The organism is Martinezella lusitana, from assembly GCF_014207095.1.
GTDB lineage: Bacteria > Pseudomonadota > Alphaproteobacteria > Rhizobiales > Rhizobiaceae > Rhizobium > Rhizobium lusitanum_B.
This window is the reverse complement of sequence record NZ_JACHBG010000005.1, coordinates 258,755-280,027: the sequence shown is the minus strand read 5'-3', so window position 1 is coordinate 280,027 and position 21,273 is coordinate 258,755. Positions and strand designations below refer to the sequence as shown.

General features: G+C 58.9%; 18 protein-coding genes. 15 read left to right on the top strand and 3 right to left on the bottom strand.

The genetic code is table 11. From position 1 onward, the window contains the following. The first annotated feature begins 50 nt into the window (after positions 1–50). The 10 genes from GGD46_RS13960 (at position 51) to wecB (ending at position 11,588) form a co-directional block, all read left to right on the top strand. Positions 51–881: a hypothetical protein gene (locus GGD46_RS13960; protein ID WP_184704754.1), complete on the top strand. Its 831-nt coding sequence runs from the start codon at positions 51–53 to the stop codon at positions 879–881. 1 nt (position 882) lies between these two features. Further along, positions 883–2,790, top strand: a complete 1,908-nt coding sequence (asnB, locus tag GGD46_RS13955) for an asparagine synthase (glutamine-hydrolyzing) (RefSeq protein ID WP_184704752.1) — start codon at positions 883–885, stop codon at positions 2,788–2,790. Positions 2,791–2,851: 61 nt separating this feature from the next. Further along, complete coding sequence (locus GGD46_RS13950) at positions 2,852–3,607, top strand: TylF/MycF/NovP-related O-methyltransferase (RefSeq protein WP_184704750.1); 756 nt, start codon at positions 2,852–2,854, stop codon at positions 3,605–3,607. Positions 3,608–3,630: 23 nt separating this feature from the next. Next, complete coding sequence (locus GGD46_RS13945; protein ID WP_184704748.1) at positions 3,631–4,599, top strand: glycosyltransferase family A protein; 969 nt, start codon at positions 3,631–3,633, stop codon at positions 4,597–4,599. Further along, positions 4,596–6,272 carry a glycosyltransferase gene (locus GGD46_RS13940; RefSeq protein ID WP_184704746.1) on the top strand — a complete coding sequence of 559 codons (1,677 nt, stop codon included), beginning with the start codon at positions 4,596–4,598 and terminating at the stop codon, positions 6,270–6,272. Before GGD46_RS13945 ends, GGD46_RS13940 begins: the two co-directional genes overlap by 4 nt. A 44-nt stretch (positions 6,273–6,316) precedes the next feature. Beyond that, complete coding sequence (locus GGD46_RS13935; protein WP_184704744.1) at positions 6,317–7,297, top strand: glycosyltransferase; 981 nt, start codon at positions 6,317–6,319, stop codon at positions 7,295–7,297. Further along, a complete protein-coding gene (locus tag GGD46_RS13930) occupies positions 7,294–8,529 on the top strand; it encodes a glycosyltransferase family 4 protein (protein ID WP_184704742.1) in 1,236 nt (411 codons plus the stop codon). The genes GGD46_RS13935 and GGD46_RS13930 overlap by 4 nt, the downstream gene beginning before the upstream one ends. Before the next feature lie 2 nt (positions 8,530–8,531). After that, entirely contained in the window at positions 8,532–9,404 is an 873-nt protein-coding gene (locus GGD46_RS13925) for a dTDP-4-dehydrorhamnose reductase family protein (RefSeq protein ID WP_184704740.1), read from the top strand. Between the two features lies 1 nt (position 9,405). After that, entirely contained in the window at positions 9,406–10,413 is a 1,008-nt protein-coding gene (locus tag GGD46_RS13920; protein ID WP_184704738.1) for a polysaccharide biosynthesis protein, read from the top strand. Between the two features lie 47 nt (positions 10,414–10,460). Next, positions 10,461–11,588, top strand: a complete 1,128-nt coding sequence (gene wecB, locus GGD46_RS13915; protein WP_184704736.1) for a non-hydrolyzing UDP-N-acetylglucosamine 2-epimerase — start codon at positions 10,461–10,463, stop codon at positions 11,586–11,588. A gap of 64 nt (positions 11,589–11,652) precedes the next feature. On the opposite strand, the gene GGD46_RS13910 is transcribed toward wecB, so the two are convergent. Beyond that, positions 11,653–13,038: an O-antigen ligase family protein gene (locus GGD46_RS13910; RefSeq protein ID WP_246806297.1), complete on the bottom strand. Its 1,386-nt coding sequence runs from the start codon at positions 13,036–13,038 to the stop codon at positions 11,653–11,655. A gap of 168 nt (positions 13,039–13,206) precedes the next feature. Continuing rightward, positions 13,207–13,782: a sugar transferase gene (locus tag GGD46_RS13905; protein WP_184705043.1), complete on the bottom strand. Its 576-nt coding sequence runs from the start codon at positions 13,780–13,782 to the stop codon at positions 13,207–13,209. 190 nt (positions 13,783–13,972) lie between these two features. Between GGD46_RS13905 and GGD46_RS13900 the strand changes: the two genes are divergently transcribed. Further along, positions 13,973–14,908, top strand: coding sequence for a UDP-glucose 4-epimerase family protein (locus tag GGD46_RS13900; protein ID WP_184704732.1), 936 nt, complete (start codon positions 13,973–13,975; stop codon positions 14,906–14,908). Positions 14,909–14,925: 17 nt separating this feature from the next. Here GGD46_RS13900 and GGD46_RS13895 read toward each other — a convergent pair whose 3' ends face one another. Further along, a complete protein-coding gene (locus GGD46_RS13895) occupies positions 14,926–16,212 on the bottom strand; it encodes a nucleotide sugar dehydrogenase (RefSeq protein ID WP_184704730.1) in 1,287 nt (428 codons plus the stop codon). 260 nt (positions 16,213–16,472) lie between these two features. Between GGD46_RS13895 and GGD46_RS33780 the strand changes: the two genes are divergently transcribed. The 4 genes from GGD46_RS33780 (at position 16,473) to GGD46_RS13875 (ending at position 21,268) form a co-directional block, all read left to right on the top strand. Then, positions 16,473–16,652 (top strand): hypothetical protein, encoded by a 180-nt coding sequence (locus GGD46_RS33780; RefSeq protein ID WP_246806296.1) that lies wholly within the window; start codon positions 16,473–16,475, stop codon positions 16,650–16,652. A 1,265-nt stretch (positions 16,653–17,917) separates the two neighbouring features. Beyond that, positions 17,918–18,601 (top strand): YoaK family protein, encoded by a 684-nt coding sequence (locus GGD46_RS13885; RefSeq protein WP_184704726.1) that lies wholly within the window; start codon positions 17,918–17,920, stop codon positions 18,599–18,601. A gap of 149 nt (positions 18,602–18,750) precedes the next feature. Next, entirely contained in the window at positions 18,751–19,734 is a 984-nt protein-coding gene (galE, locus tag GGD46_RS13880; protein ID WP_184704723.1) for a UDP-glucose 4-epimerase GalE, read from the top strand. Next, on the top strand, positions 19,712–21,268 hold the full coding sequence (locus GGD46_RS13875) for an alkaline phosphatase family protein (protein WP_184704721.1): 1,557 nt from the start codon (positions 19,712–19,714) through the stop codon (positions 21,266–21,268). The genes galE and GGD46_RS13875 overlap by 23 nt, the downstream gene beginning before the upstream one ends. The last annotated feature ends 5 nt before the right edge of the window (positions 21,269–21,273 follow it).

Here is a 21,273-nt window from a genome sequence, read left to right as displayed (position 1 = left end):
CCTGCACGCGAAGCGCTTGACAGTAACTTAAACGATCGGGCCTAGGTACGATGGGTATTAATGCAGAGCTGGTAAATATGGCCGCATCGTTGCGCCAGTCGGGAAAGTTGACGGGTGCGTCGATTATCGAACTGGGCGCACAGGACGTCTGCGTCGTCGATGAGGTCATCGGCCGGATTTTGTCCCGGTTTGCTTTGCCTCGGGTAACGACGCCGATTTCCGGGGCGGCGGATCTCTACAAGCTGTTGGGTTTTTCCACCTATCGCGCAATCGATGCTAGCGGCCAGCAAGGTTCACTTCTCTTCGATTTGAATGAAGATTTGCAGCGCCGTTATAATTACTCCGAAACATTCGACCTTGTCACCAATCTCGGGACCGCAGAGCATTGTTTCGATCAGCGCACAGTTTTTTCCAACATCCATAATCTCTGCAAGGTCGGTGGTCTGATGATTCACGCACTGCCGGCGCAGGGCAACGTGAACCATGCTTTCTACAACTATCATCCGCGCTTCTTCGCCGATCTGGCGACGGCGAACGGCTATGAAGTCATAGATTTGTCGTTTACGGTTGACTATAAGCCTGCACTGACCGGCTATACTCGCGGAGATTTTCAGAAGTGGGATTCTCACGACATACTGTTCTATGCCTGTTTCAAGAAGGTCGATGACAAAGAGTTTCGTGTGCCCTTCGATGGAATGTTCGCAGCGAACAATCAGCTCGAAGGCTATATGGCGTCGAGCGCCGATCCGCTGAAAACGGAGTTCTCCCCTTATCTGAAGGGTGGCAATTGGGAAAACACCAAAGGCCGATCGATCGACGAGCCTGAGCATAAAAATACCCTTGGGGGTATTCTGAAGCGTCTCTTGGGTGGGCAGAAATAGAATGTGCGGAATAGCCGGAAGTTTTCAGGCAGCAGATCGTGATGCCGTTCAGGCGATGATCGCGGCTATGCGGCATCGCGGGCCTGACGATACCGGCCTGTTTGCCGATGAAAAGGTCGTGCTTGCGCAGGCGCGACTTGCCATTATCGATACATCGAGCGGTGGTCATCAGCCGATGTTCTCGGAAGATGGCAAGATCGCTATGGTCTATAACGGCGAGATCTACAATTTCAAAGGCGAACGCCAGCTCCTCGAAGCGCGTGGCTATATCTTCCAGACCAGCTCCGATACGGAAGTGGTGCTGAAGCTTTATCAGGAGTTCGGCGAGGAATTTCTGGTACGGCTGCGCGGCATCTTCGCGCTGGCGATCTATGATCGCCGCGATGGGCGCGATACTCTTCTTCTCGCGCGCGACCAGTTCGGCATCAAGCCGCTGCTTTATGCCGAAAGCGGCAAGGGTCTCGTTTTCGCTTCCGAGCTGAAAGGATTGCTTGCGAGCGGCAAGGTTGCGCGCACCGTCAATCATCAGTCGCTGCAGCAGCTGCTCAGCCTCGGCTCCATCTATCAACCGGCAACGCTTGTCGCTGGGGTGAAGGCTCTTCCCGCGGCGCATCTGATGCGCATCAACGCCACCGGCATCGAGATCAAGCGCTATTGGTCCTATGGGCTCGACCGGGTGGCGGGCCTTCGAGCCCTGCCATATCGTGAGCAAGTCGAACGGTTTGCGGCGCTGATGCGCGATTCCGTGCGCCAGCAGATGGTCGCCGATGTACCTGTTGGTGCGTTCCTATCCGGCGGCGTGGATTCGTCTCTGATCGTTGCGCTGATGGCGCGGGAAGCAGGTGGACACATCAAGACCTTCTCCGTCGGGTTCGAAGCTGGCGCCGATGCCGCAGACGAGAGCCACGAAGCCGCCGAGGTCGCCAAGCTTCTCGAGACGGATCACAGCCGCGTCGAAATTGCCGCCGCAGACATGGTCGGGCACCTGCAAAACTTCATCCGCGGGCTGGACCAACCTTCCGTCGACGGATTGAACAGCTATTTCGTATCGCATGCGGCGGCCCAGCATGTGACCGTATCGCTTTCCGGAACCGGAGGCGACGAGCTCTTTCTCGGCTACCCCTGGTTTGCGAGTGTCGAGCGGACGATCAAGCAGACGCTTGAAGGCAATCATGGCCGTGTCAACCAGTTCTTGTCGCGCTTGCCGATGGGGCGGGCGATTACCGCCCGCATGGCGCCGCAGGAAATCGATCCCGCAGCGTTTCATGAGATTTTCGGACGCCAGTATCATTGCTTCGGGCCGGATCTTGCGCACGAATTGCTATCTGGCGATGCCCGGAAGACGGTATCGCTCCGAAGCTTCGCCGAGGAGATCGGCGGCTGCGACGAGCTTCGGGACGCAAGCTGGCTCGACCGCGGCAGCGTGCTTTGCCTGAACGGCTACACGCGAAACCAGCTTCTGCGCGACATCGATGCCTGTTCGATGATACATTCGCTTGAAGTGCGTGTCCCTTTCCTGGATGTGGACATTGCCGACTTCGCTTTTTCCCTGCCGACATCAAGCAAGATCCAGATTTCGGAAGAGACCTTTAATCCCTACGCCAGCTACAGCGCGGCGGGAGTGAAGAGAATCGTCTGCGACGTGGCGCGCCGCTATCTGCCGGCCGAATTCTTCGAGACTAGGGCGAAGCGTGGCTTTGCGCTGCCTTATGGCGACTGGATGAAGGGCCCTCTGTCAGATGTCCTCAATGATTGCCTGTCCCGAGAGACGGTGATCAAGGCTGGCTTATTCAATCCGGATACCGTAGAGCGCATCCTCGATGACTTCCATCAAGGGCGTCGCCCCTGGTCGCATCCATGGCTTCTCATGGTGACCGAACTCTGGCGCAGGGAAGTTCTCTCCCCATAAGCAGGCGCCGATGAGACAGCGCGATGCGCCGGACCGGGACATTTGAAACTAGGACTATCACATGACGATCTTTGACAGATTTTTCGGTTGGCGACGCCATGTTGAGCGTCTGAACACCCAGATCGAGCAGCAGAGTAGCCAAATGGAGGCCCTCGCATCCAGGGTTAGCCATCTGGAAGACCGTTTGCTCAGCTACTACAAGAACCGCTTCGATGTGGTTGACAAGCTTGCCGACTATCTCGTCGGTACCGAGATCGAAGGCGACTATCTGGAGTTCGGTGTCTACCTCGGCACGACTTTCGGCTACACCTACCGCACCATGGCTTCGCTGTTTCCTAAGATGCGGTTCGTTGCGCTCGATTCGTTCGAGGGATTGCCGGAACCCAAGGGTCTCGACAAGGTCGGCAACTACACGAGCGGGTTCTACGCGGGACAATTTGCCTGTGACATTGCGGATTTCGAACGCAACCTGCGCACAGCCGGCGCCGACATGACGCGCATTTCGATGATCAAGGGCTGGTTCGACGAAAGCCTGAAGCCCGGATCGGGCAAAACCGGAGACGTTGGTAAGGTGGCTGCTGCCTGGATCGATTGCGATCTATACGAATCCACCATTCCAGTGCTTGATTTCCTGGTCGGGCGGCTCTCGGTCGGATCGGTCATTCTATTCGATGATTGGCGCTGCTATCGCAATCTGGCGGACTATGGGCAGCAGCGAGCATGCCGTGAGTGGCTGGAGCGCAACCCTCAGATCAAGCTCAACCAGTTCGTCGATTTCGGCTTCCACGGACAGGCGTTCACCGTCGCTGCCTGCTGACGGCGAAAGAGCAGGTGTTCGAAATGGCGGCTTACGAACAGTCCATCCCAGCGCTTGAAGGCGGCCCGAAGGTGTCGGTGATCATCCCCACCTACAATCGGGCTCGTTTCATAGGTGCGGCCTTAGAGAGTGTTCTTGCCCAGACCTTCACGGACTTCGAGCTTGTTCTGGTGGATGATGGTTCCACCGACGAAACGCCCGAAGTCGTCGCCCGCTATCTCGATGACCCCAGGGTTCTCTACATCAAGCAGAACAATCGGGGCCGCTCGCAGGCGCGAAACCGGGCGCTCGCCGTAGCGCGGGGCGCCTATATCGCCTTCCTGGATTCAGACGACAGCTATCTTCCCGAAAAGCTCGCCAAGCAGGTTGCTTATCTCGATAGCAAGTCCGATGTGGACATGATCTATACGTCGGCAACCTGTGTGGACGAGGCGGGCAAACCGTTGGCGGTTCAGGCATACAACGCCCGGGAAGAGGGTGACATATACAATCTTATTGCCTTCTTTCAGCCGCTGACGATCACGCTTCCGACTGTTATGGTCCGCCGAGCCGTCATGGACCGGGTGGGCGGTTTCGATATCAATATGGAGCGCTTCGAGGATACGGATCTATGGCGCCGTATTGCTAAATCCCATCGCGTTGGCGCGATGCCGGAGGTTACCTGTCTGCTGACGACCCACGACGATAATTCGCTGGCAAGCCAGAATCCCGGGAAGATCCTTCGGGCTATCGACTACTACATCACCAAGGTGTTTCGCGACGACGCCGACAGGGGAATGCCCTCCCTGCGCCAGGGCGCGTCGCGGCTTTGCGAATATTACGGCCGCGCCCTTCTTCTCGCGGCGGATCATCGAGGTAAGGGCCTGTCACTGCTCACTCGGGCGATCTCCTACGCACCCGGCCGCAGTCCCGGCATCGCGCTGCGTGCCATCAGAACCTTAGTGGGAGCTGTGCTGCGTGGGCGGATTGGCTCGAAGGGTTTGGAGCAATGAACGATTTGAAACCCAAGGTCAGCCTAGTCATTCCTGTCTACAACGGCGCTGATTATCTGCACGAGGCGATCCGCAGCGCCCTTGCGCAAACCTATGGCAACCTCGAAATTATCGTTGTCAACGACGGCTCGAAGGATGGCGGCGCAACCGATGCGATCGCTCGCGAATACGGCGATTCCATCCGCTATATCGCCAGGGAGAATGGCGGCGTCGCCGCGGCCTTGAATACCGCCGCCGAAGCTATGACCGGCGATTATCTCTCCTGGCTGAGCCACGACGATCTTTATGCGCCGCAAAAGGTCGAGCGGGATGTCGACGCCCTCCTCGCCCTCGACACGCGAGAGCGAGACAGGAGCATCATCTATAGCGATTATGCTGTGTTCTCCGATACGCCTGACCGGGCGACAGAGGTGCGGATGGAGGGGGTTCGGCCCGAGGCCTTCCGCTACTGGTTGACGATCAAGAACGCGCTTCATGGCTGTACGCTTCTCGTTCCGCGCCAGGCCTTCGCAGAGTCCGGTGGTTTTGATGAGAGATTGCGCACCACGCAGGATTTCGATCTCTGGTTCCGTCTGGCAGGCCAATATCGCTTTCACCATCTGCCGGAGGTGCTGGTCTATGCCCGCAGTCATGCCGAACAGGGCAGCGTGAAGATGGCAGGCACGGCCTATGAGGAAAGCAACGCCCTGCTCGAGCGCTTTCTCAGTGGGCTGACATCCGACGATTTCAAGGCCGCCGGATACACTGGCCGTTTCGACGCCTATACGGCGTTGGCACGGAGCTTTTGGCGCAGAAGTTTTGTGCCAGCCGCCCGCGCGGCCAGCAATGCAGCTTTTTCGGCGCGCAATGAGGTGCCGTTCTCCGGTCAGATTCGTCTTTTGTCGATGCTCGTTCTGGCGCCGCTGGAAATGCGGTTTTGGCAGACGGTTCGCCGTGTTCTATCGCCGCATCGCCGGGCACGCCTGCGCATGATGGCATCGCTGTTGACGGCAAGGCGGCGTGTGCGTGGTCTCGAGACTGGCGATTTGAAAAAGCGGTTCTCCCGCATCTACAAGGAAAATATCTTCGGCGGTGGTGTCTCCCGCTCGGGCGAAGGCTCGGATCTCGTGCAGACGGAGATCATTCGCCGCGAAATTCCGTCGCTGCTCAAACGGCTTGGCGCTCGCTCGCTGCTGGATGCACCTTGCGGCGACTGGCACTGGATGCAGAAAACCGAGCTTGGTGTGGACCAATATATCGGCGTGGATCTCGTCGAGGAGATGATTGATCTCAACAGCCGGAAGTTCGGCAACGAGCATGTACGCTTCGCGAGTTTGGATTTGACCAGGGATGCGCTGCCGCGTGTCGACGTCATCTTTTCGCGGGACTGTTTGGTGCATTTGACATCCGCCGATGCCCTCAGGATCATTGAGAATTTCAAGCGGTCCGGCGCTCGCTACCTGTTGACGACCACGTTTACGGATCGGCAAAAAAATAACGAGCTGGCCGGCAGTAATGCCTTCTGGCGACCGCTGAACATGCAGGCTGCCCCTTTCAACTTCCCCGAACCCATTGCTTTGATCAACGAAGGTTGCACGGAGGAGCGGGGCAAGTATCAGGACAAATGCCTAGGCCTTTGGGAGCTTGCCGATATCCATATCCCGTCGATGCCCGATAGCGGCGGGCCTCCATGAGCAAGCTTTTGTTGCACGCGCCTAATGTCCATGTGGGAGGAGGCTTGAGCCTTCTTCGCGCCATGCTGCGTGTGAGACCGTCACCTTTTGCCATTGCCCAGCTTGACGAAAGGGCGCGAGGCAAGCTGGACCTTCCCGCCGGCGTCGACGCCGATTATGTGGCGAAAAGCCTGGGGAGCCGCCTTAAGGCGGAATGGCGGCTGCGACGCGTATCCTGTCCCGGTGACGTTGTTCTATGTTTTAACAATCTGCCGCCGCTGTTTGACATAAGAGGCAAGTCGGTGGTCTTCGTGCAAAACCGGCTGCTTGTAGAGCGCTATGGGCTTGACGGCTATCCATTGTTCGTACGCGTTCGCATCGGCTTGGAACGCCTTTGGTTGCGAGCCCGCCGCCGTCAGGCAAGCCGGTATATCGTCCAGTCCCAATCGATGGCGCTTATGTTGCGCCAGCTGGTCGGTGCGGACAAGCCCATATCGATCGTGCCGTTTGTCGGCGAGGATTACGATACCACGCGTCCGAACCGGGATGGCGCGACGCGGCGTTTTGATTTCATCTACGCGGCCAGCGGCGATCCTCACAAGAACCATGCCGTGCTCCTTGAAGCCTGGCGTCTGCTGGCGCAATCCGGCCTCCGCCCGAGCCTTTGCCTGACCGTCGATCCAACCCGTCACCCAGCTCTGGCATCGGCCATCAGCGCGGCGGCTCGAAACGAAGGTCTTGCCATCACGAATGCGGGATGGCTTTCGGCTCCGGAACTTCAGAAGACCTATGCGGAAAGCGGCGCGCTGATCTACCCGTCGCTGGTCGAATCGTTCGGCTTGCCGCTTCTGGAGGCGGACCAGGCAAAGCTACCTATTCTTGCGCCGGAGCGAGATTATGTGCGCGACGTAGCAGATCCGGCGGAAACTTTCGATCCGACCTCGCCTCTGTCGATCGCCCGAGCGGTAAAGCGCTACCTGAAGCGGCCTGAAGAGCCCGTCACGGTTTCGAGCGCGTCTGATTTTCTGGCGGATATCCTGTCATGAAAATCTTGATCTGGAGTCAGTATTTTTGGCCGGAGACCTTCAGAATCAACGATATAGCCGCCTGCCTGACAACGCTCGGGCATGAAGTTACCGTGCTCACCGGCAAGCCGAATTATCCAGAGGGCGACTACTATCCCGGCTATGGTCTCATGGGGGTGAGGCGAGAAAAGTGGCGAGATGCCGAGGTTGTACGCATTCCGCTCGTCCGGCGCGGGCGTTCGCAATTGGGACTGGCGCTCAACTACCTCTCTTTCGTTGTTTCGGGCTATCTGTTTGCGCCGCGCGCCCTTCGCGGGCAGACGTTCGATCTGGTTTTCATTTACGCTCCCTCGCCGATATTCCAGGCGCTACCGGCCCTCTTCCTGTCGCGCGTGAGGAAAATTCCGAGCGTGCTCTGGATACAGGATATCTGGCCGGAGGTGCTGATGGGCCGAGGCGCCTTGCGCAACCGGTTCATCGTCGGTGCGGTGGAGCGCGTCGTGCGGTTCATCTATGACCGGTCGAGTGTCTTGCTGGTTCAATCCGAGGCGTTTCGCCGCTCCGTCAGCCGGCTCACCAGGCATCCGGAAAGAATCCAGTATATGCCGAACCCTGCGGAAGGATTTGCGGCCGGTGCCCATCCGACGCCTCGTGCGGTGGAGCTTGCAGCTCGCATGAGGCGTGCATTCGCCGTAACCTTCACCGGAAATCTCGGCAAGGCACAGGCGCTGGACACGGTGCTCACTGCCGCGGCAATCCTGTCGAACGAGCCGCTGATCGAGCTATATCTCGTGGGGTCGGGAAGCTTATCGGCATGGGTCGAGGCCGAAATCGAGAAGCGCGGCCTGAAAAATGTCATCCTTTCCGATCGCCTCCCTGCTACCGATATGCCGGAAATCATGGCTGCTTCGGGGGCTCTGCTCGTCAGCCTTGCTGCCGATGCCGTCGGTGAGGCGACGATCCCCAGCAAGCTGCAGAGCTATCTTGCCGCGGGCAAGCCGATAATCGCTTGCATGGACGGCGAGGGCGCCCGTATCGTTCTTGAAGCTGAGGCTGGTCTTGCGTGCAAAGCAGAGGATCCTGCCGATCTCGCCGACGCGATCGTCAAATTGTATTCGCTCGATGAAGAAGGCCGGCGGAGACTCGGTGAAAACGGCAAGCGCTACTTTCTTGCCAATTTCGATTTGAGTTTTCTGAGCCAAAGGCTCATTAGCATGTTTGAGGCTCTCCTCACCACTGAGAAAGAAAGATAGCGATGAAGGTTTTGGTCCTCGGGGCATCGGGCATGCTCGGTAGCGCAACGATCCGGACGCTCTCCGAAAATAAAGATCTTGAGGTCTATGGAACGCTGCGCTCGGAGAATGGGCTTCGGCATTTCGAAGCTGAGATTGCGAAGCGGTTACTGACCGGAATCGATGTCGAAAATCAGGATGTCCTGGTATCCACTTTGGGCAAAGTATGCCCAGACGTGATCATCAACTGCGTCGGCCTCATCAAGCAGCTTTCGGCGGCGAAGGATCCTTTGGTCGCTTTGCCCTTGAATGCGCTGTTTCCCCACAAGCTTGCTCGTCTGGCTGCGCTCTCGGGGACGCGGCTCGTTCATGTCAGCACTGATTGCGTCTTTTCGGGTGCGACGGGCAATTACACCGAAGAGAGCACGGCTGATGCAACGGATCTCTACGGCGTTTCAAAGCATCTCGGTGAAGTCGTGACCTACGACAACGCCGTTACCTTGCGCACGTCCATCATCGGGCGCGAACTCACCTCCAACAACTCGCTGGTCGATTGGTTCCTGGCGCAGCAGGGCGAGGTCAAGGGTTACGACAAGGCGATTTTTTCCGGCCTGCCGACCTGCGAGCTTGCGGCAGTCATCAGGGACGTGGTTCTTCCGAACTCAGCGCTGACAGGCCTCTATCACGTTTCGGCCAAGCCCATCTCTAAATACGAGCTGTTGCGACTGATCGCCGCCGAATACGGTAAAGACATAACGATCGTTCGCGATGACAAGGTCGCCATCGACCGCTCTCTGGACTCCTCCAGATTTTCGAAGGCAACCGGCTATGTTGCCGCCGAGTGGCCGGTCTTGGTCAAGCGCATGCACGACAACGATTTCCGCGGAGACAAATAGAATGTTCGACGACAAGACCCTTCTCATCACAGGTGGCACCGGATCCTTTGGCAACGCAGTACTGCGCCGCTTCCTCGATACGAACGTCAAAGAGATTCGCATCTTCAGCCGCGACGAGAAGAAGCAGGAAGATATGCGTATCGCGCTCAGCAACGAAAAGCTGAAGTTCTTCATCGGTGACGTGCGCAACTACGACAGCATCCGCGACGCAATGACGGGTGTCGACTACGTGTTTCATGCCGCCGCACTGAAGCAGGTTCCGTCCTGCGAATTCTACCCGATGGAAGCGCTGCGGACCAACGTGCTCGGAACCGAGAATGTCATGAGCGCGGCTGCGGAGAAATCCGTTCAGCGCGTCGTGTTCCTGAGCACGGATAAGGCTGTCTACCCGATCAACGCCATGGGCATTTCCAAGGCTATGGCGGAAAAGGTCGTGGTGGCCAAGTCGCGCATGATGAATGGCGGCCCTGTCCTGTGTGCCACACGCTATGGCAACGTCATGGCGTCGCGCGGCTCGGTCATCCCGTTGTTCATCAGCCAGATCAAGGCGGGCTTGCCGCTCACGGTCACCGATCCGCACATGACCCGCTTCCTGATGTCGCTCGAGGATTCCGTCGATCTCGTGATCCATGCCTATGAGAACGGCTCACAGGGCGACATCTTCGTTCAAAAGGCCCCGGCCTCGACACTCGAAGATCTGGCGATTGCGCTCAAGGATCTGTTCAACGCCAGCAACCCGGTCAAGATCATCGGCACGCGCCACGGCGAGAAGCTTTACGAAACGCTGGTCGCTCGCGAAGAGATGGCCAAGGCCTACGATCTCGGGCGCTACTACCGCATACCGGCGGACAACCGTGACCTGAACTACAACAAGTATTTCGTCGAGGGTGAGCAGAAGATCTCCGAGATCGACGACTATACGTCTCACAATACCGAGCGCCTCGATGTGGAAGGGGTCAAGAAGCTGCTTCTCTCGCTCGATTACATCCGTGAGGAATTGGCCTCGTAGAGGCGGCTCGTCAGTTTTTCCTACTTACGTCGAAAGCAGAGAGTACAATGTTGAAGGTCATGACCCTGGTCGGCACCCGACCTGAACTCATCAAGATGAGCCGTGTGATCGCGGAGTTCGATGCACATGTGAAGCATGTGCTCGTTCACTCCGGTCAGAACTACGACTACGAGCTCAATCAGGTCTTTTTCGACGATCTTGAAATCCGCAAGCCGGACTATTTCCTCGGCGCTGCCGGAGAAACGGCGGCAAAGACCATCGCGGATGTCATTGCCAAGGCCGATGAGGTTTTCGAGGCGGAAAAGCCTGATGCTCTGATGCTTTACGGCGATACGAACACCTGCCTTGCGGTGATTGCCGCCAAGCGCCGCAAGATTCCCGTCTTTCACATGGAAGCAGGGAATCGCTGCTTCGATCAGCGCGTGCCGGAAGAACTGAACCGCAAGGTTCTCGATCATCTGAGCGATATCAATCTGGTGTTGACCGAGCATGCGCGCCGTTACCTGATTGCCGAAGGCATCAAGCCGGAGACGATCATAAAGAGCGGCTCCCACATGCAGGAAGTCCTCGACTTCTACATGCCGAAGATCGCCGCTTCGGATGTGCTCGAGCGCATGAAGCTCGAAAAGGGCAAGTATTTTATCGTTAGCATTCATCGCGAAGAGAATGTCGACACTCCGGAGAATCTGCGCGATCTGCTTCAGACGCTGAGGGACCTAGCCGAGCGATACGGCTATCCGGTGCTGATTTCCACCCATCCGCGCACGCGCAAGCGGCTGGATGCGCTGGGCGAGCCGATCGATCATCCGCTGCTGCACTTCATGAAGCCTTTCGGCTTCGTCGACTATATCCATCTGCAGATGTCGGCTTTCTGCGTGTTATCGGACAGCGGCACGATCACGGAGGAAGCATCGCTCCTCAATCTTCCCGCCATCACGCTGCGCAATGCGCATGAACGGCCGGAAGGCATGGATGTCGGCACCCTTGTCATGAGCGGCTTGCGCAGTGCCCGCGTGCTGGAAGCCGTTGCCGTCGTCACGTCCCAGCACAATGGCAATGAGCGTGTGTTCCGCACGGTCAACGACTATGAGGCCGGTCCCGTGTCGAAGCAGATCCTGCGGATCGTGCTAAGCTACGTCGATTACATAAATCGTACCGTTTGGCACAAGGAATAGGTGCTGCACTGGCCGGGCACCGTAAGGGCGCCCGGTTTTGTTGATCGCATCTTTGCTGATCGCATCAAGCCGCGGCTTTGGCTTCCTGCTGCCCCGGCTTTGCCGCCGCCAGATATTCTCCCTTCAGCCGCATATGGCACCAGCAGGCGAAGGCGGAGGAGGCGAAGGCTAGGCTTTCGCCGATGGCGAGGCGGTTGTTGGAGTTGCTGAGCAGCGTCAGCGAGAAGAAGACCAGGCATAGGACATAGGCGTGCCATGCTGCTCGCGGGATGATGCCTGCCTTGCGGGCTCGCCATGCGGCGCGCAGAAATACGCCGAGCATCAGCGACATCACCGCTGCGCCGAACAGGCCGAAGCGCACTAGGATCTCAAGATAGCCATTGTGCAGCAGCGTATATTGAATGTGCGAGTAGCGCGTCTCCGCCCAGCGCTCGAGCCATTGGTTGCCCCAGCCGAAGATCGGCGCGGAGGAGAAGACTTCCCAGCTATTGGCCCAGAGCTGCAGGCGCTCATCCATCGATACCGGAGTATTGGCGGAGCTGATCGTATTTGAAACGACGCCGCCGACGTCGTGGCTGCCGGTGACGCCTTCCACCATGGAAAGGGCGGCCGATACGGTCGGCCCGGCCGTCTTGTCGAGATTGTGCCTGACGCCGTAAATGCCCGCGACCAGCAGCGCTGCAACGACCACGATGGCGATGACGCCGCTTTTCATGCGCAGATAGGTCAATGTGACGAGTGCCAGCAGCGGCATGGTAACGCCGAGCGACAGCCAGACGCCTTTCGATTTGGCGCCATAGATGGCGATGAAACAGAGCGCGAAGATCAAGGGCGAAGCGATATAGGCGAAGCGCGCAATCCGGCGGTCGCTGGATTTTTCCGTCAGGTAATGCAGCAGCCAGAACAGGGTGAAGATTATGATCATGCCGCAGGCGACGGCGCCGTGGATCTGATTGTTCATGATCAGCGGGCGGATGGTCTCGCCGGCGAACACTTCGCGCAGATGCTGGGTGGCCACCAGCATGACGAGCACCATCGCGAAATAGGCCGCGACGATCTTCTCCATCAGCTCCTCGTAGAGCAGGAAGGCGATACCCATGATCGGAAAGAAGAAGGTGAAGGCGTAGAGCCAGTCCGAAGCACCGATGTCGTGCTGCGGCGTCAGCCAACAGATGATGGCGAAGCGAGCCATGACGTAGAAGGCCCAGCCCATGCAGAGCCAGCCGATCCAGTCCGTGCGCGGCTTAACCGGCGCTTTCACATAGTAATAGAGGGCGATCAGCGAGAGCAGCGCGGTCGCATAGCGGTAGGCGTCGCTTTCGACGACGGTCGGCGAAGCCACCAGCAGCCAAAGCAGGCTGCCGATGATCGCCATGGCCTTCGGCATGGCGCTCGCTGCCGTGACGACATCGCGGGGGTGGGGCGCGGGACCGATATGCGACGTGTTCATGCGTGAATCATCCAATGTCGTCGTTCCCTTCGTCCGCATCGATTCCCCGTACAACCCGCCGAAACGCTCATGACGGCCCCTATGAGCGCAAAGGGGCAGGAATACGGCGTTTTTACACCTGCGTCCGTTCCGCCTGCGATTTCGCCCGGCGCTCCACTCAGAAATGCTTTAATGGGTCACTCCATCGCGCCGAACCACCTTCAGAGCCGTCAGGGCGATGATCTTGAGGTCGAGAAAGAACGAACGCCGCTGCAGATAATCCTCGTCCAGCGCCACTTTCTGAGGAATCGGCAACTCGTCGCGGCCGTTGACCTGCGCCCAGCCCGTGAGACCCGGCAGCAGCTTATCGACGCCGCACTCGGTGCGCAGGGCAATCAGGTCGTGCTGGTTGAAAAGGGCAGGCCTGGGGCCGACGATGCTCATTTCGCCCTTTAGAATGCACAGGAGCTGTGGCAGCTCGTCCAGGCTGGATTTGCGCAGGAAGGAGCCGATCGGGGTCAGATAGATCTTGGGGTCCTTCAGCAGATGCGTCGCGACAGCGGGCGTATCTGTGCGCATGCTGCGAAATTTCGGCATATGGAAGATCTTGTTACCGCGGCCGACGCGATCCGACCAATAGAGAACCGGCCCGGGCGATGTCAGCCGAACGGCAAGGGCGACGATCAGAATCGGAATGGAAAAGACGATGGCCGCGGCAAGGGCGGCGAGAAAATCGAAAAGGCGCTTTGCGATCGTATAGAGCATCGTCTCTTGCAGTTGCATCGTCTCCCGCGTGGAGCGGTGACGGCGGTTTGATATTTTGTGCATCTCACATTGCGGATTAGTGCACAACTGGCTTGCTCCAGATTCCCCGGCCTTGTTCCCGATCGGTATCCGGTGCAAAGCATCGGGACAGCAATGATGGTTGGCGTGAACGAGCAGAGGCAATGGACGGATGATCCTGATCACCGGTGCGACGGGTTTTGTCGGGCAGGCGCTCTGCGCAGAGCTTGCGCGGCGGCAGATGGCGTATCGGCCGGTAAGCCGCGCGCCGCGGCCTGGCTTCATCGCCACCGGCGCGATCGATGCCACGACGGATTGGTCCGCTGCGCTTGCCGGCCTCGATGTCGTCATGCATCTGGCGGCGCGCGTTCATGTCATGAACGAAAGTGCCGCCGATCCGCTCGCTGCATTTCGCGCAGTCAATGTCGATGCCACGGTCAATCTGGCGCGGCAGGCGACGACGGCCGGTATCCGGCGCTTCATTTTTTTAAGTTCGATCAAGGTCAACGGCGAGGAAACGGCGCCAGGAAGGCCGTTTCGGGCTTCCGACGCACCACATCCGGAAGATCCCTATGGCCATTCGAAGCTGGAGGCGGAAGAGGCGCTGGTCGCCATCGGCGCCGAAACCGGCATGGAAATCGTCATCATACGGCCGCCGCTGGTCTATGGGCCTGGCGTCAAGGCGAATTTCGCCAGCCTGATGAACTGGGCCGCAAAGCCGTTTCCCTGGCCGTTCGGTGCGGTTCGAAACCGCAGGTCGCTCGTCTTTGTCGGCAATCTCGTCGATTTCATGCTGCTCTGCAGCTCCCATCCGGCCGCCGGAAATCGTACCTTCCTGATCAGCGACGGCGCGGATCTTTCAATCGGCGAATTGATCGGCAAGCTGTCATCGGCGCAGGGGAAGAATGCGCTGATGCTACCCGTGCCGCCAATGCTGCTGGAAGGGCTCGCATCGCTGCTCGGGCGCGGGGCTGCGGCACGGCGCCTGCTGGGGTCGCTTCAGGTCGATATTGGTGAGACAAAAGCCGTCACCGGCTGGTCGCCACCCTATTCGGTCGAACAGGGGTTAGCTGTCACGGTTGCCGGCTCCGGAGCGAAGGGCCGCTGAGCCGGCGCCGGAGCCTGTCAAAGGCTCCAGACCGAATGCCCCTGCAGCAATGAATTGTTGCGGTCGAGTGCCGCCTTGACGTCGACGACGACTCCGCTTTCGTTCAGGAGATTGAGAATATCCGCAGCGCCATCGGCCAGATAGGATTTGTGCGGCACGGCAAGAACGACGGCGTCGAGTTTGCCGAAATCCTCAAGTGCTGCCAAGCGTATGCCATATTCCTCTTCGGCTTCATCATGGTTTGCCATCGGATCGTGCACCAGCGGTTCCAGGCCGAACTGATGCAGCTCTCGGATGATATCGGGTACGCGGCTATTGCGCAGATCCGGCACGTTTTCCTTGAAGGTCAGGCCGAAAATGCCGATGCGGGCGCCATTGATGGGCCTTTTTGCCGAGACCAGCATCTTGATAAGCTTCTGGGCGATGAAAGCGCCCATGCCGTCATTGATGCGGCGACCGGAGAGGATGACTTCCGGGTGATAACCGAGCTCTTCGGCCTTGGCCGTTAGATAGTAGGGGTCGACGCCGATGCAGTGGCCGCCCACGAGGCCTGGAGTGAAGGGCAGGAAATTCCATTTCGTCCTTGCCGCCTTCAGCACGTCGGCGGTCCGGATATCCATCTTCTCGAAAATGATCGAGAGCTCGTTCATCAATGCGATGTTGACGTCGCGCTGGGTGTTTTCGATCACCTTGGCGGCCTCGGCGACCTTGATGCTCGGGGCGCGATGGATGCCGGCCTCGACCACGGCGCCGTAGATGGCGGCGATCTTTTCCAGCGTCTCTTCATCATCGCCGGCGACGACCTTCACGATGCGCTCGAAGGTGTGTTCCTTGTCGCCGGGATTGATGCGCTCCGGCGAGTAGCCGACATGGAAGTCCACGCCCTGCTGCAGGCCGGAAACCTCCGCCAGCACCGGGCCGCAGACTTCTTCGGTCACACCGGGATACACGGTCGATTCGTAGACGACGATCGAGCCTTTGCGCAAAACCTTGCCGACCGTGCGCGAGGCGGAGATCATCGGCCGCAGATCCGGCTGGCGGTTGCGGTCGATCGGTGTCGGTACAGCGACAATGAAGATATCGCGATCGTGCAGATCCTCGATCTCGCTGCTGATACGCAGCCCGCTCGCCCTCAGCCGTTCGACGGAAACCTCGCGGGTATCGTCCTCGCCAGCCTTCAGCGCTGTGACGCGCGAGGCCTTGATGTCGAAACCGACCACATCATGAAATTTTTCGGCGAGCGCAATCGCAACTGGAAGGCCCACATAACCGAGGCCGATAACGGCAATTTTTTCGTTCAACACAATTTACCTCGAACAATTCACCTGAATTAGCCCAAATCCGGAGCGCATGTCAGCGCCAATATTTGCCTTCAGGATCTTTTCAGGTGCCAGTCGCATGAATGTGATGACCGGTTGTCCGCTTTGCAACAGACCCAGGATGACGCATTGCCGCAAGCGGCGATTGCAGTTTGCGGGAGATGGATAGGATACCTATCGAAACTTTCTGCCGCCGAACCCATTTATTCAGGTGAGACTTACTTTTTTAGAAAGCGTGGTTTGCGATGCGAAACAGCTATCTCAAACAGTTGCGCACCCAGCGTGAGGTGCTCGAAGCCAAGCTTGAGCTGCATATAGCACGCTATTGTTTCGGCGATGGCGATGTGGATGATGGCACTGAGTCCGAGCTTCGGCAACGAATTGCGGAATTGTCCGACGAAATCACCATGCTTGAAACCCAGTGAGGTGAATAGTCCGCCGATCGCGGGACACAGGCGCCACCTTGCTGACTCCGGCTAGTATTCGGTGCGATATCAGGTGCCAGAAAATCCTGCACGGGGTTCAGTTGCCAATCCGCAAAGGGTGGGTTGGCAAAAACAGCCGCCAAATCCGTAGACACGGGCGCCTGGCAGGCCGAAAACGGCTGGCCGGTCGCGCAAGATCCGGCCTTGATCAGGTCATCGGCGGAGGCCTGGTCGGTTCGCAGGCCGATTTTCATTGCCTCATCCGGCGTAATGAGCCGTATCGAACTTGGAGCGGCACTCATCGCCATATCCAGTATCGACCGATCGATGCCCATTTCCTTGAAGTAAGCGAGGAATCTCGATCGTTGCGATTTTGACAGTTTCGTACTGTCGTGCTGTCCGACAAATTTGCGGCTGATTTCCCGGCGACTGACGAGGCGCTTCTTGCCGTTAACGATCTGATACTTCATCCGGTAGATGATCCGCTCTTGATCATAGGTCGTTTTGACCTGATGGACTCCCACGATACTGAACGGGCTGACGACGCGCCTGACGCCGGCCGCCAGCACGAAAGGGCAGGCCGAAAAACATCTGCTGCCTGCAGAATAGACAACGCCTTTCGATCCGCCGCGCCATCCGTCGGCACAGAGCGGCTGGTTGTTTGGACAGGATTGTAGCCGGGTTCCACCCACGGCCACCGACAGGCCGCGCTTCCGAATGATTTCACCCATTTCCATTGCGGCTTCTACATTCCCGCCGGGCGAGTTCACGATTATCGGCAGCTTCCTGTTGCCGATGCTGGCCAGAAGTTTGCGCAGATCGGTGGGAGATCTCGCATCGATCATGCCTTCAGCCGCGATCCAGTCCATACAACCATCGGGTCGACAGTCGCCGGAGCTGGGGTCGGCATGAACGAGCATGAACTGCATCGGCGCGCCCGGCACTTGCGCCGCTGCGGCCGTCGTTAACGCAAGGAGCCCCAGTCCCGCCGCGGCTCCGAGCCGACAGATCCGAGCAATGCGACGCGAAAGATGCGAGAAAACTATGGGAATCATGAAACGATGCCTCCCAACACCGGTCGGATGGAGAGCCAGTAGAGCACAACTCGGTTAAGCAAGTGGGTACAACCTTGATCTGCAGCATGCTTCCATCGTTCAATTGGCGTCCAGCGGCAGCGTTTTGTGAGGCCGAAGAGCAGGCATCTCGACAGGAGCGGTCGTTCGGCGCGATAAGATCGGTGACGATCGAAGCGCGCGAGGAGCCCAATGAAGCCGAGTCTGCCTACTTTGTTGAGCATCAACGGCGGCTATGTCGACACCGCCGGCTTTCTGGCCTTGCACGGCCTGTTCACCGCCCATGTCACGGGCAATTTCGTCACGCTCGGCGCGGCCTTGGCCTTGGGGGCCTCGGGGGCGGTCGCCAAGCTTCTGGCGCTGCCCGTCTTTTGCATCTTTGTCATTTTTGCTCGCCTCCTGGGCGGCGATCTGTCTCGGCGCAATCTGCCGACGTTGCAGATCGTCCTGACGCTGAAATTCCTGCTGCTCGTGCTTGCGGCGATCCTTGCCCTGCGTTTCGGTCCGTTTGGCGACGGGGACGGCTGGCAGGCGATCCTGACCGGCATGATCCTTGTCGCCGCCATGGCCATCCAAACGACGGCGCATCGCATTCATCTCGGCTCGACACCGCCGACGACGATGATGACAGGCACGACGACGCAGATCATGATCGACATTGCCGATCTGCTGCGCGGGGCCAAGCCCGAGGAGAAGGCGGCGATGAAAGCGCGGCTTGCCCGCATGGGCGCCGCCGTCGGCGGCTTTGCGCTTGGCTGTGCCGTGGCGGCGGCGCTTTTCCTGCTTGTCGGCATGGCGTGTTTTCTCGTTCCGCCGGTTCTGGCGCTTGCCGGAATCCTCATGCAAGCCGGCAATGCGGAGGCAAAGCCGGCTTAGCTTCTGCTACCCGTCCATTCTTGACGATGCCAATCTTGCTCCTTTATCCCGCCTTGCAAGTCGGCTACAGCTCCCTAAGTGTACGCGTCGGATCGAACCGGTCCGCCGCGCTTGGGGCGGCAAATCCTTGTAGTTATTAAGGGGTAGTCATGGCAGGAGAAACGGTACTTGTGGTGGGTGGAGCCGGATATATTGGTTCGCACACATGTCTGGATCTGGCGAATAAGGGGTTTCAGCCTGTCGTCTACGATAATTTCTCCAACGGTCATCGTGAGTTCGTCAAATGGGGACCGGCCGAGGAGGGCGATATCCGCGATCGGGCGCGTCTCGACGAGGTGCTTGCCAAATACAAGCCCGCCGCCATCCTGCATTTCGCTGCGCTGATCGAAGTGGGGGAGTCGGTCAAGGATCCCGTATCTTTCTATGAAAACAACGTCATCGGCACGCTGACCCTGCTTTCGGCCGCCCAGGCGGCCGGCGTGAAGGCTTTCGTCTTTTCCTCCACCTGCGCTACCTATGGTCTGCCGCAGAGCGTGCCGCTCGATGAGAGCCACCGGCAGGTGCCGATCAATCCCTACGGCCGCACGAAATACATCGTCGAGCAGGCCCTTGCCGATTACGACCAGTACAAGGATCTGCGCTCCGTCGTGCTGCGCTATTTCAACGCCGCCGGCGCCGATTTCGAGGGCCGCATCGGCGAGTGGCATACGCCGGAAACCCATGCCATCCCGCTCGCCATCGAGGCGGCTCTTGGCCGCCGTCAGGGCTTCAAGGTGTTCGGCAGCGACTATGACACCCGCGACGGCACCTGCGTGCGCGACTACATCCATGTGCTCGATCTCGCCGACGCCCATGTCCGTGCGGTGGAATACTTGCTGCGCGGCGGCGAATCCGTCGCTCTCAATCTCGGCACCGGCACGGGAACGACGGTGAAGGAACTGCTCGGAACGATCGAAACCGTGTCGAACCGGCCGTTTCCGGTCGAATATGTCGGTCGTCGCGAGGGCGATTCCACGACGCTCGTCGCCAACAACGACAAGGCCCGGGACATTCTCGGCTGGTCGCCGCAATATGATCTGACCCGCATCATCGAATCCGCGTGGAACTGGCATGCCAAATCCAACCAGCATTGAGCGCTCTTCCGGGGGCAAGCGTCCGAATGTTCTGCTGATTTCGGCAGACCAATGGCGGGGAGATTGCCTCTCCGCCGTCGGGCATGAATGCGTCCGGACGCCGAATGTCGATGCGCTGGCCAAGGAAGGCGTGCTTTTCCGCCGCCATTACGCCGGTGCCGCGCCCTGTTCGCCGGCGCGGGCGACGCTCTATACTGGCCTCTATCAGATGAACCATCGCGTTTGCCGCAACGGTTCGCCGCTGGATGCCCGTTTCGACAATGTCGCCCTCGCGGCACGTCGAGCCGGCTACGATCCGACGCTGTTCGGCTATACGGATACCGCGCCGGACCCGCGCGGCCGCGATCCGCGTGACCCGCATCTGACGACTTATGAAGGCGTTCTGCCCGGTTTTACTGCGCGGCAGCTGTTGCCAGAGCATGAAAAACAGTGGCTGTCCTGGCTGCGCTCGCGCGGCCATGCCGGTGCCGTCAGCCGCGATATCCATATCCCGGCCGGTGCGGCGCCGGGCGAGATTTCCAACGATGCGCCCGCCTATTCCAAGGATGAGACGCAGACGGCCTTCCTGACGGGTGAATTCATCCGCTGGCTCGGCGAGCAGGATGCCCCCTGGTTTGCGCATGTGTCCTTCCTGAGGCCGCATCCGCCATTCTCGGTGCCGGAACCCTATAATCGCATGTTCTCGGAAAAGGATGGGCCTGCCTTTGCTCGTGCCGCCGATCGGGCGACGGACATGTCGGCGCATCCGCTGCTTGCCTTCGCGCTGCCGCAGATCAGTAAAGGCGGCTTCATATACGGCGGCCACGGCTCCATCAGCGAATGGACGGCGGAGGACCTATCCGCGATCCGCGCCATCTATTACGGCATGATCGCCGAAGTCGACGCGCAGCTCGGCCGGATCTGGCAGGCGCTGAAAGATGCAGATGCCTGGGACAACACCGTTATCGTCTTCACCTCCGACCATGCGGAGATGATGGGCGATCACTGGATGCTCGGCAAGGGCGGCTTTTATGACGGCAGCTACCATGTGCCGCTCGTCATTCGCGATCCGGGCCAGCCTGCCACGCATGGCCGGCAGGTGGACCGTTTCACCAGCGCTGCGGATATTTTCCCGAGCCTGTGCGACCGGATCGGGGTCGCGCCGCAAAACCATGTCGACGGTGAAACGCTTTTGCCGTTCCTGGATGGTTCCGAGCCGGAGACGTGGCGCAAAGCGGCATTCTGGGAGTTCGATTTCCGCGATATCGCCGATGAGACCTTCGAGCGGCATTTCGGATTGAAATCCAATGCCTGTAATCTCGCCGTCATTCGTGACGAACGGTTCAAATATGTCCATTTCGCCGGTCTCCCGCCACTCTTGTTCGACCTGGCGAAGGACCCGATGGAGCTTTCAAATGTCGTAGATGACGCGGCGTACGCGGCAACGCGGCTTGCCTATGCGGAAAAGCTGCTTTCCTTGCGGGCGGAACATCTGGACCAGACTCTTGCCTATACGGAACTGACGGAAAAAGGGCCGGTTTCGCGCCAGCCCTGATCGGC

Bases quoted from the DNA above. Each gene is read 5' to 3' on its own strand.
- GGD46_RS13875 (WP_184704721.1), top strand. From the start codon at position 19,712: ATGCCAAATCCAACCAGCATTGAGCGCTCTTCCGGGGGCAAGCGTCCG.
- GGD46_RS13945 (WP_184704748.1), top strand. From the start codon at position 3,631: ATGGCGGCTTACGAACAGTCCATCCCAGCGCTTGAAGGCGGCCCGAAG.
- GGD46_RS33780 (WP_246806296.1), top strand. From the start codon at position 16,473: ATGCGAAACAGCTATCTCAAACAGTTGCGCACCCAGCGTGAGGTGCTC.
- GGD46_RS13910 (WP_246806297.1), bottom strand. From the start codon at position 13,038: ATGAACACGTCGCATATCGGTCCCGCGCCCCACCCCCGCGATGTCGTC.
- GGD46_RS13950 (WP_184704750.1), top strand. From the start codon at position 2,852: ATGACGATCTTTGACAGATTTTTCGGTTGGCGACGCCATGTTGAGCGT.
- GGD46_RS13920 (WP_184704738.1), top strand. From the start codon at position 9,406: ATGTTCGACGACAAGACCCTTCTCATCACAGGTGGCACCGGATCCTTT.
- GGD46_RS13930 (WP_184704742.1), top strand. From the start codon at position 7,294: ATGAAAATCTTGATCTGGAGTCAGTATTTTTGGCCGGAGACCTTCAGA.
- GGD46_RS13885 (WP_184704726.1), top strand. From the start codon at position 17,918: ATGAAGCCGAGTCTGCCTACTTTGTTGAGCATCAACGGCGGCTATGTC.
- GGD46_RS13960 (WP_184704754.1), top strand. From the start codon at position 51: ATGGGTATTAATGCAGAGCTGGTAAATATGGCCGCATCGTTGCGCCAG.
- GGD46_RS13905 (WP_184705043.1), bottom strand. From the start codon at position 13,782: ATGCTCTATACGATCGCAAAGCGCCTTTTCGATTTTCTCGCCGCCCTT.
- GGD46_RS13940 (WP_184704746.1), top strand. From the start codon at position 4,596: ATGAACGATTTGAAACCCAAGGTCAGCCTAGTCATTCCTGTCTACAAC.
- GGD46_RS13900 (WP_184704732.1), top strand. From the start codon at position 13,973: ATGATCCTGATCACCGGTGCGACGGGTTTTGTCGGGCAGGCGCTCTGC.
- asnB (WP_184704752.1), top strand. From the start codon at position 883: ATGTGCGGAATAGCCGGAAGTTTTCAGGCAGCAGATCGTGATGCCGTT.
- wecB (WP_184704736.1), top strand. From the start codon at position 10,461: ATGTTGAAGGTCATGACCCTGGTCGGCACCCGACCTGAACTCATCAAG.
- galE (WP_184704723.1), top strand. From the start codon at position 18,751: ATGGCAGGAGAAACGGTACTTGTGGTGGGTGGAGCCGGATATATTGGT.
- GGD46_RS13925 (WP_184704740.1), top strand. From the start codon at position 8,532: ATGAAGGTTTTGGTCCTCGGGGCATCGGGCATGCTCGGTAGCGCAACG.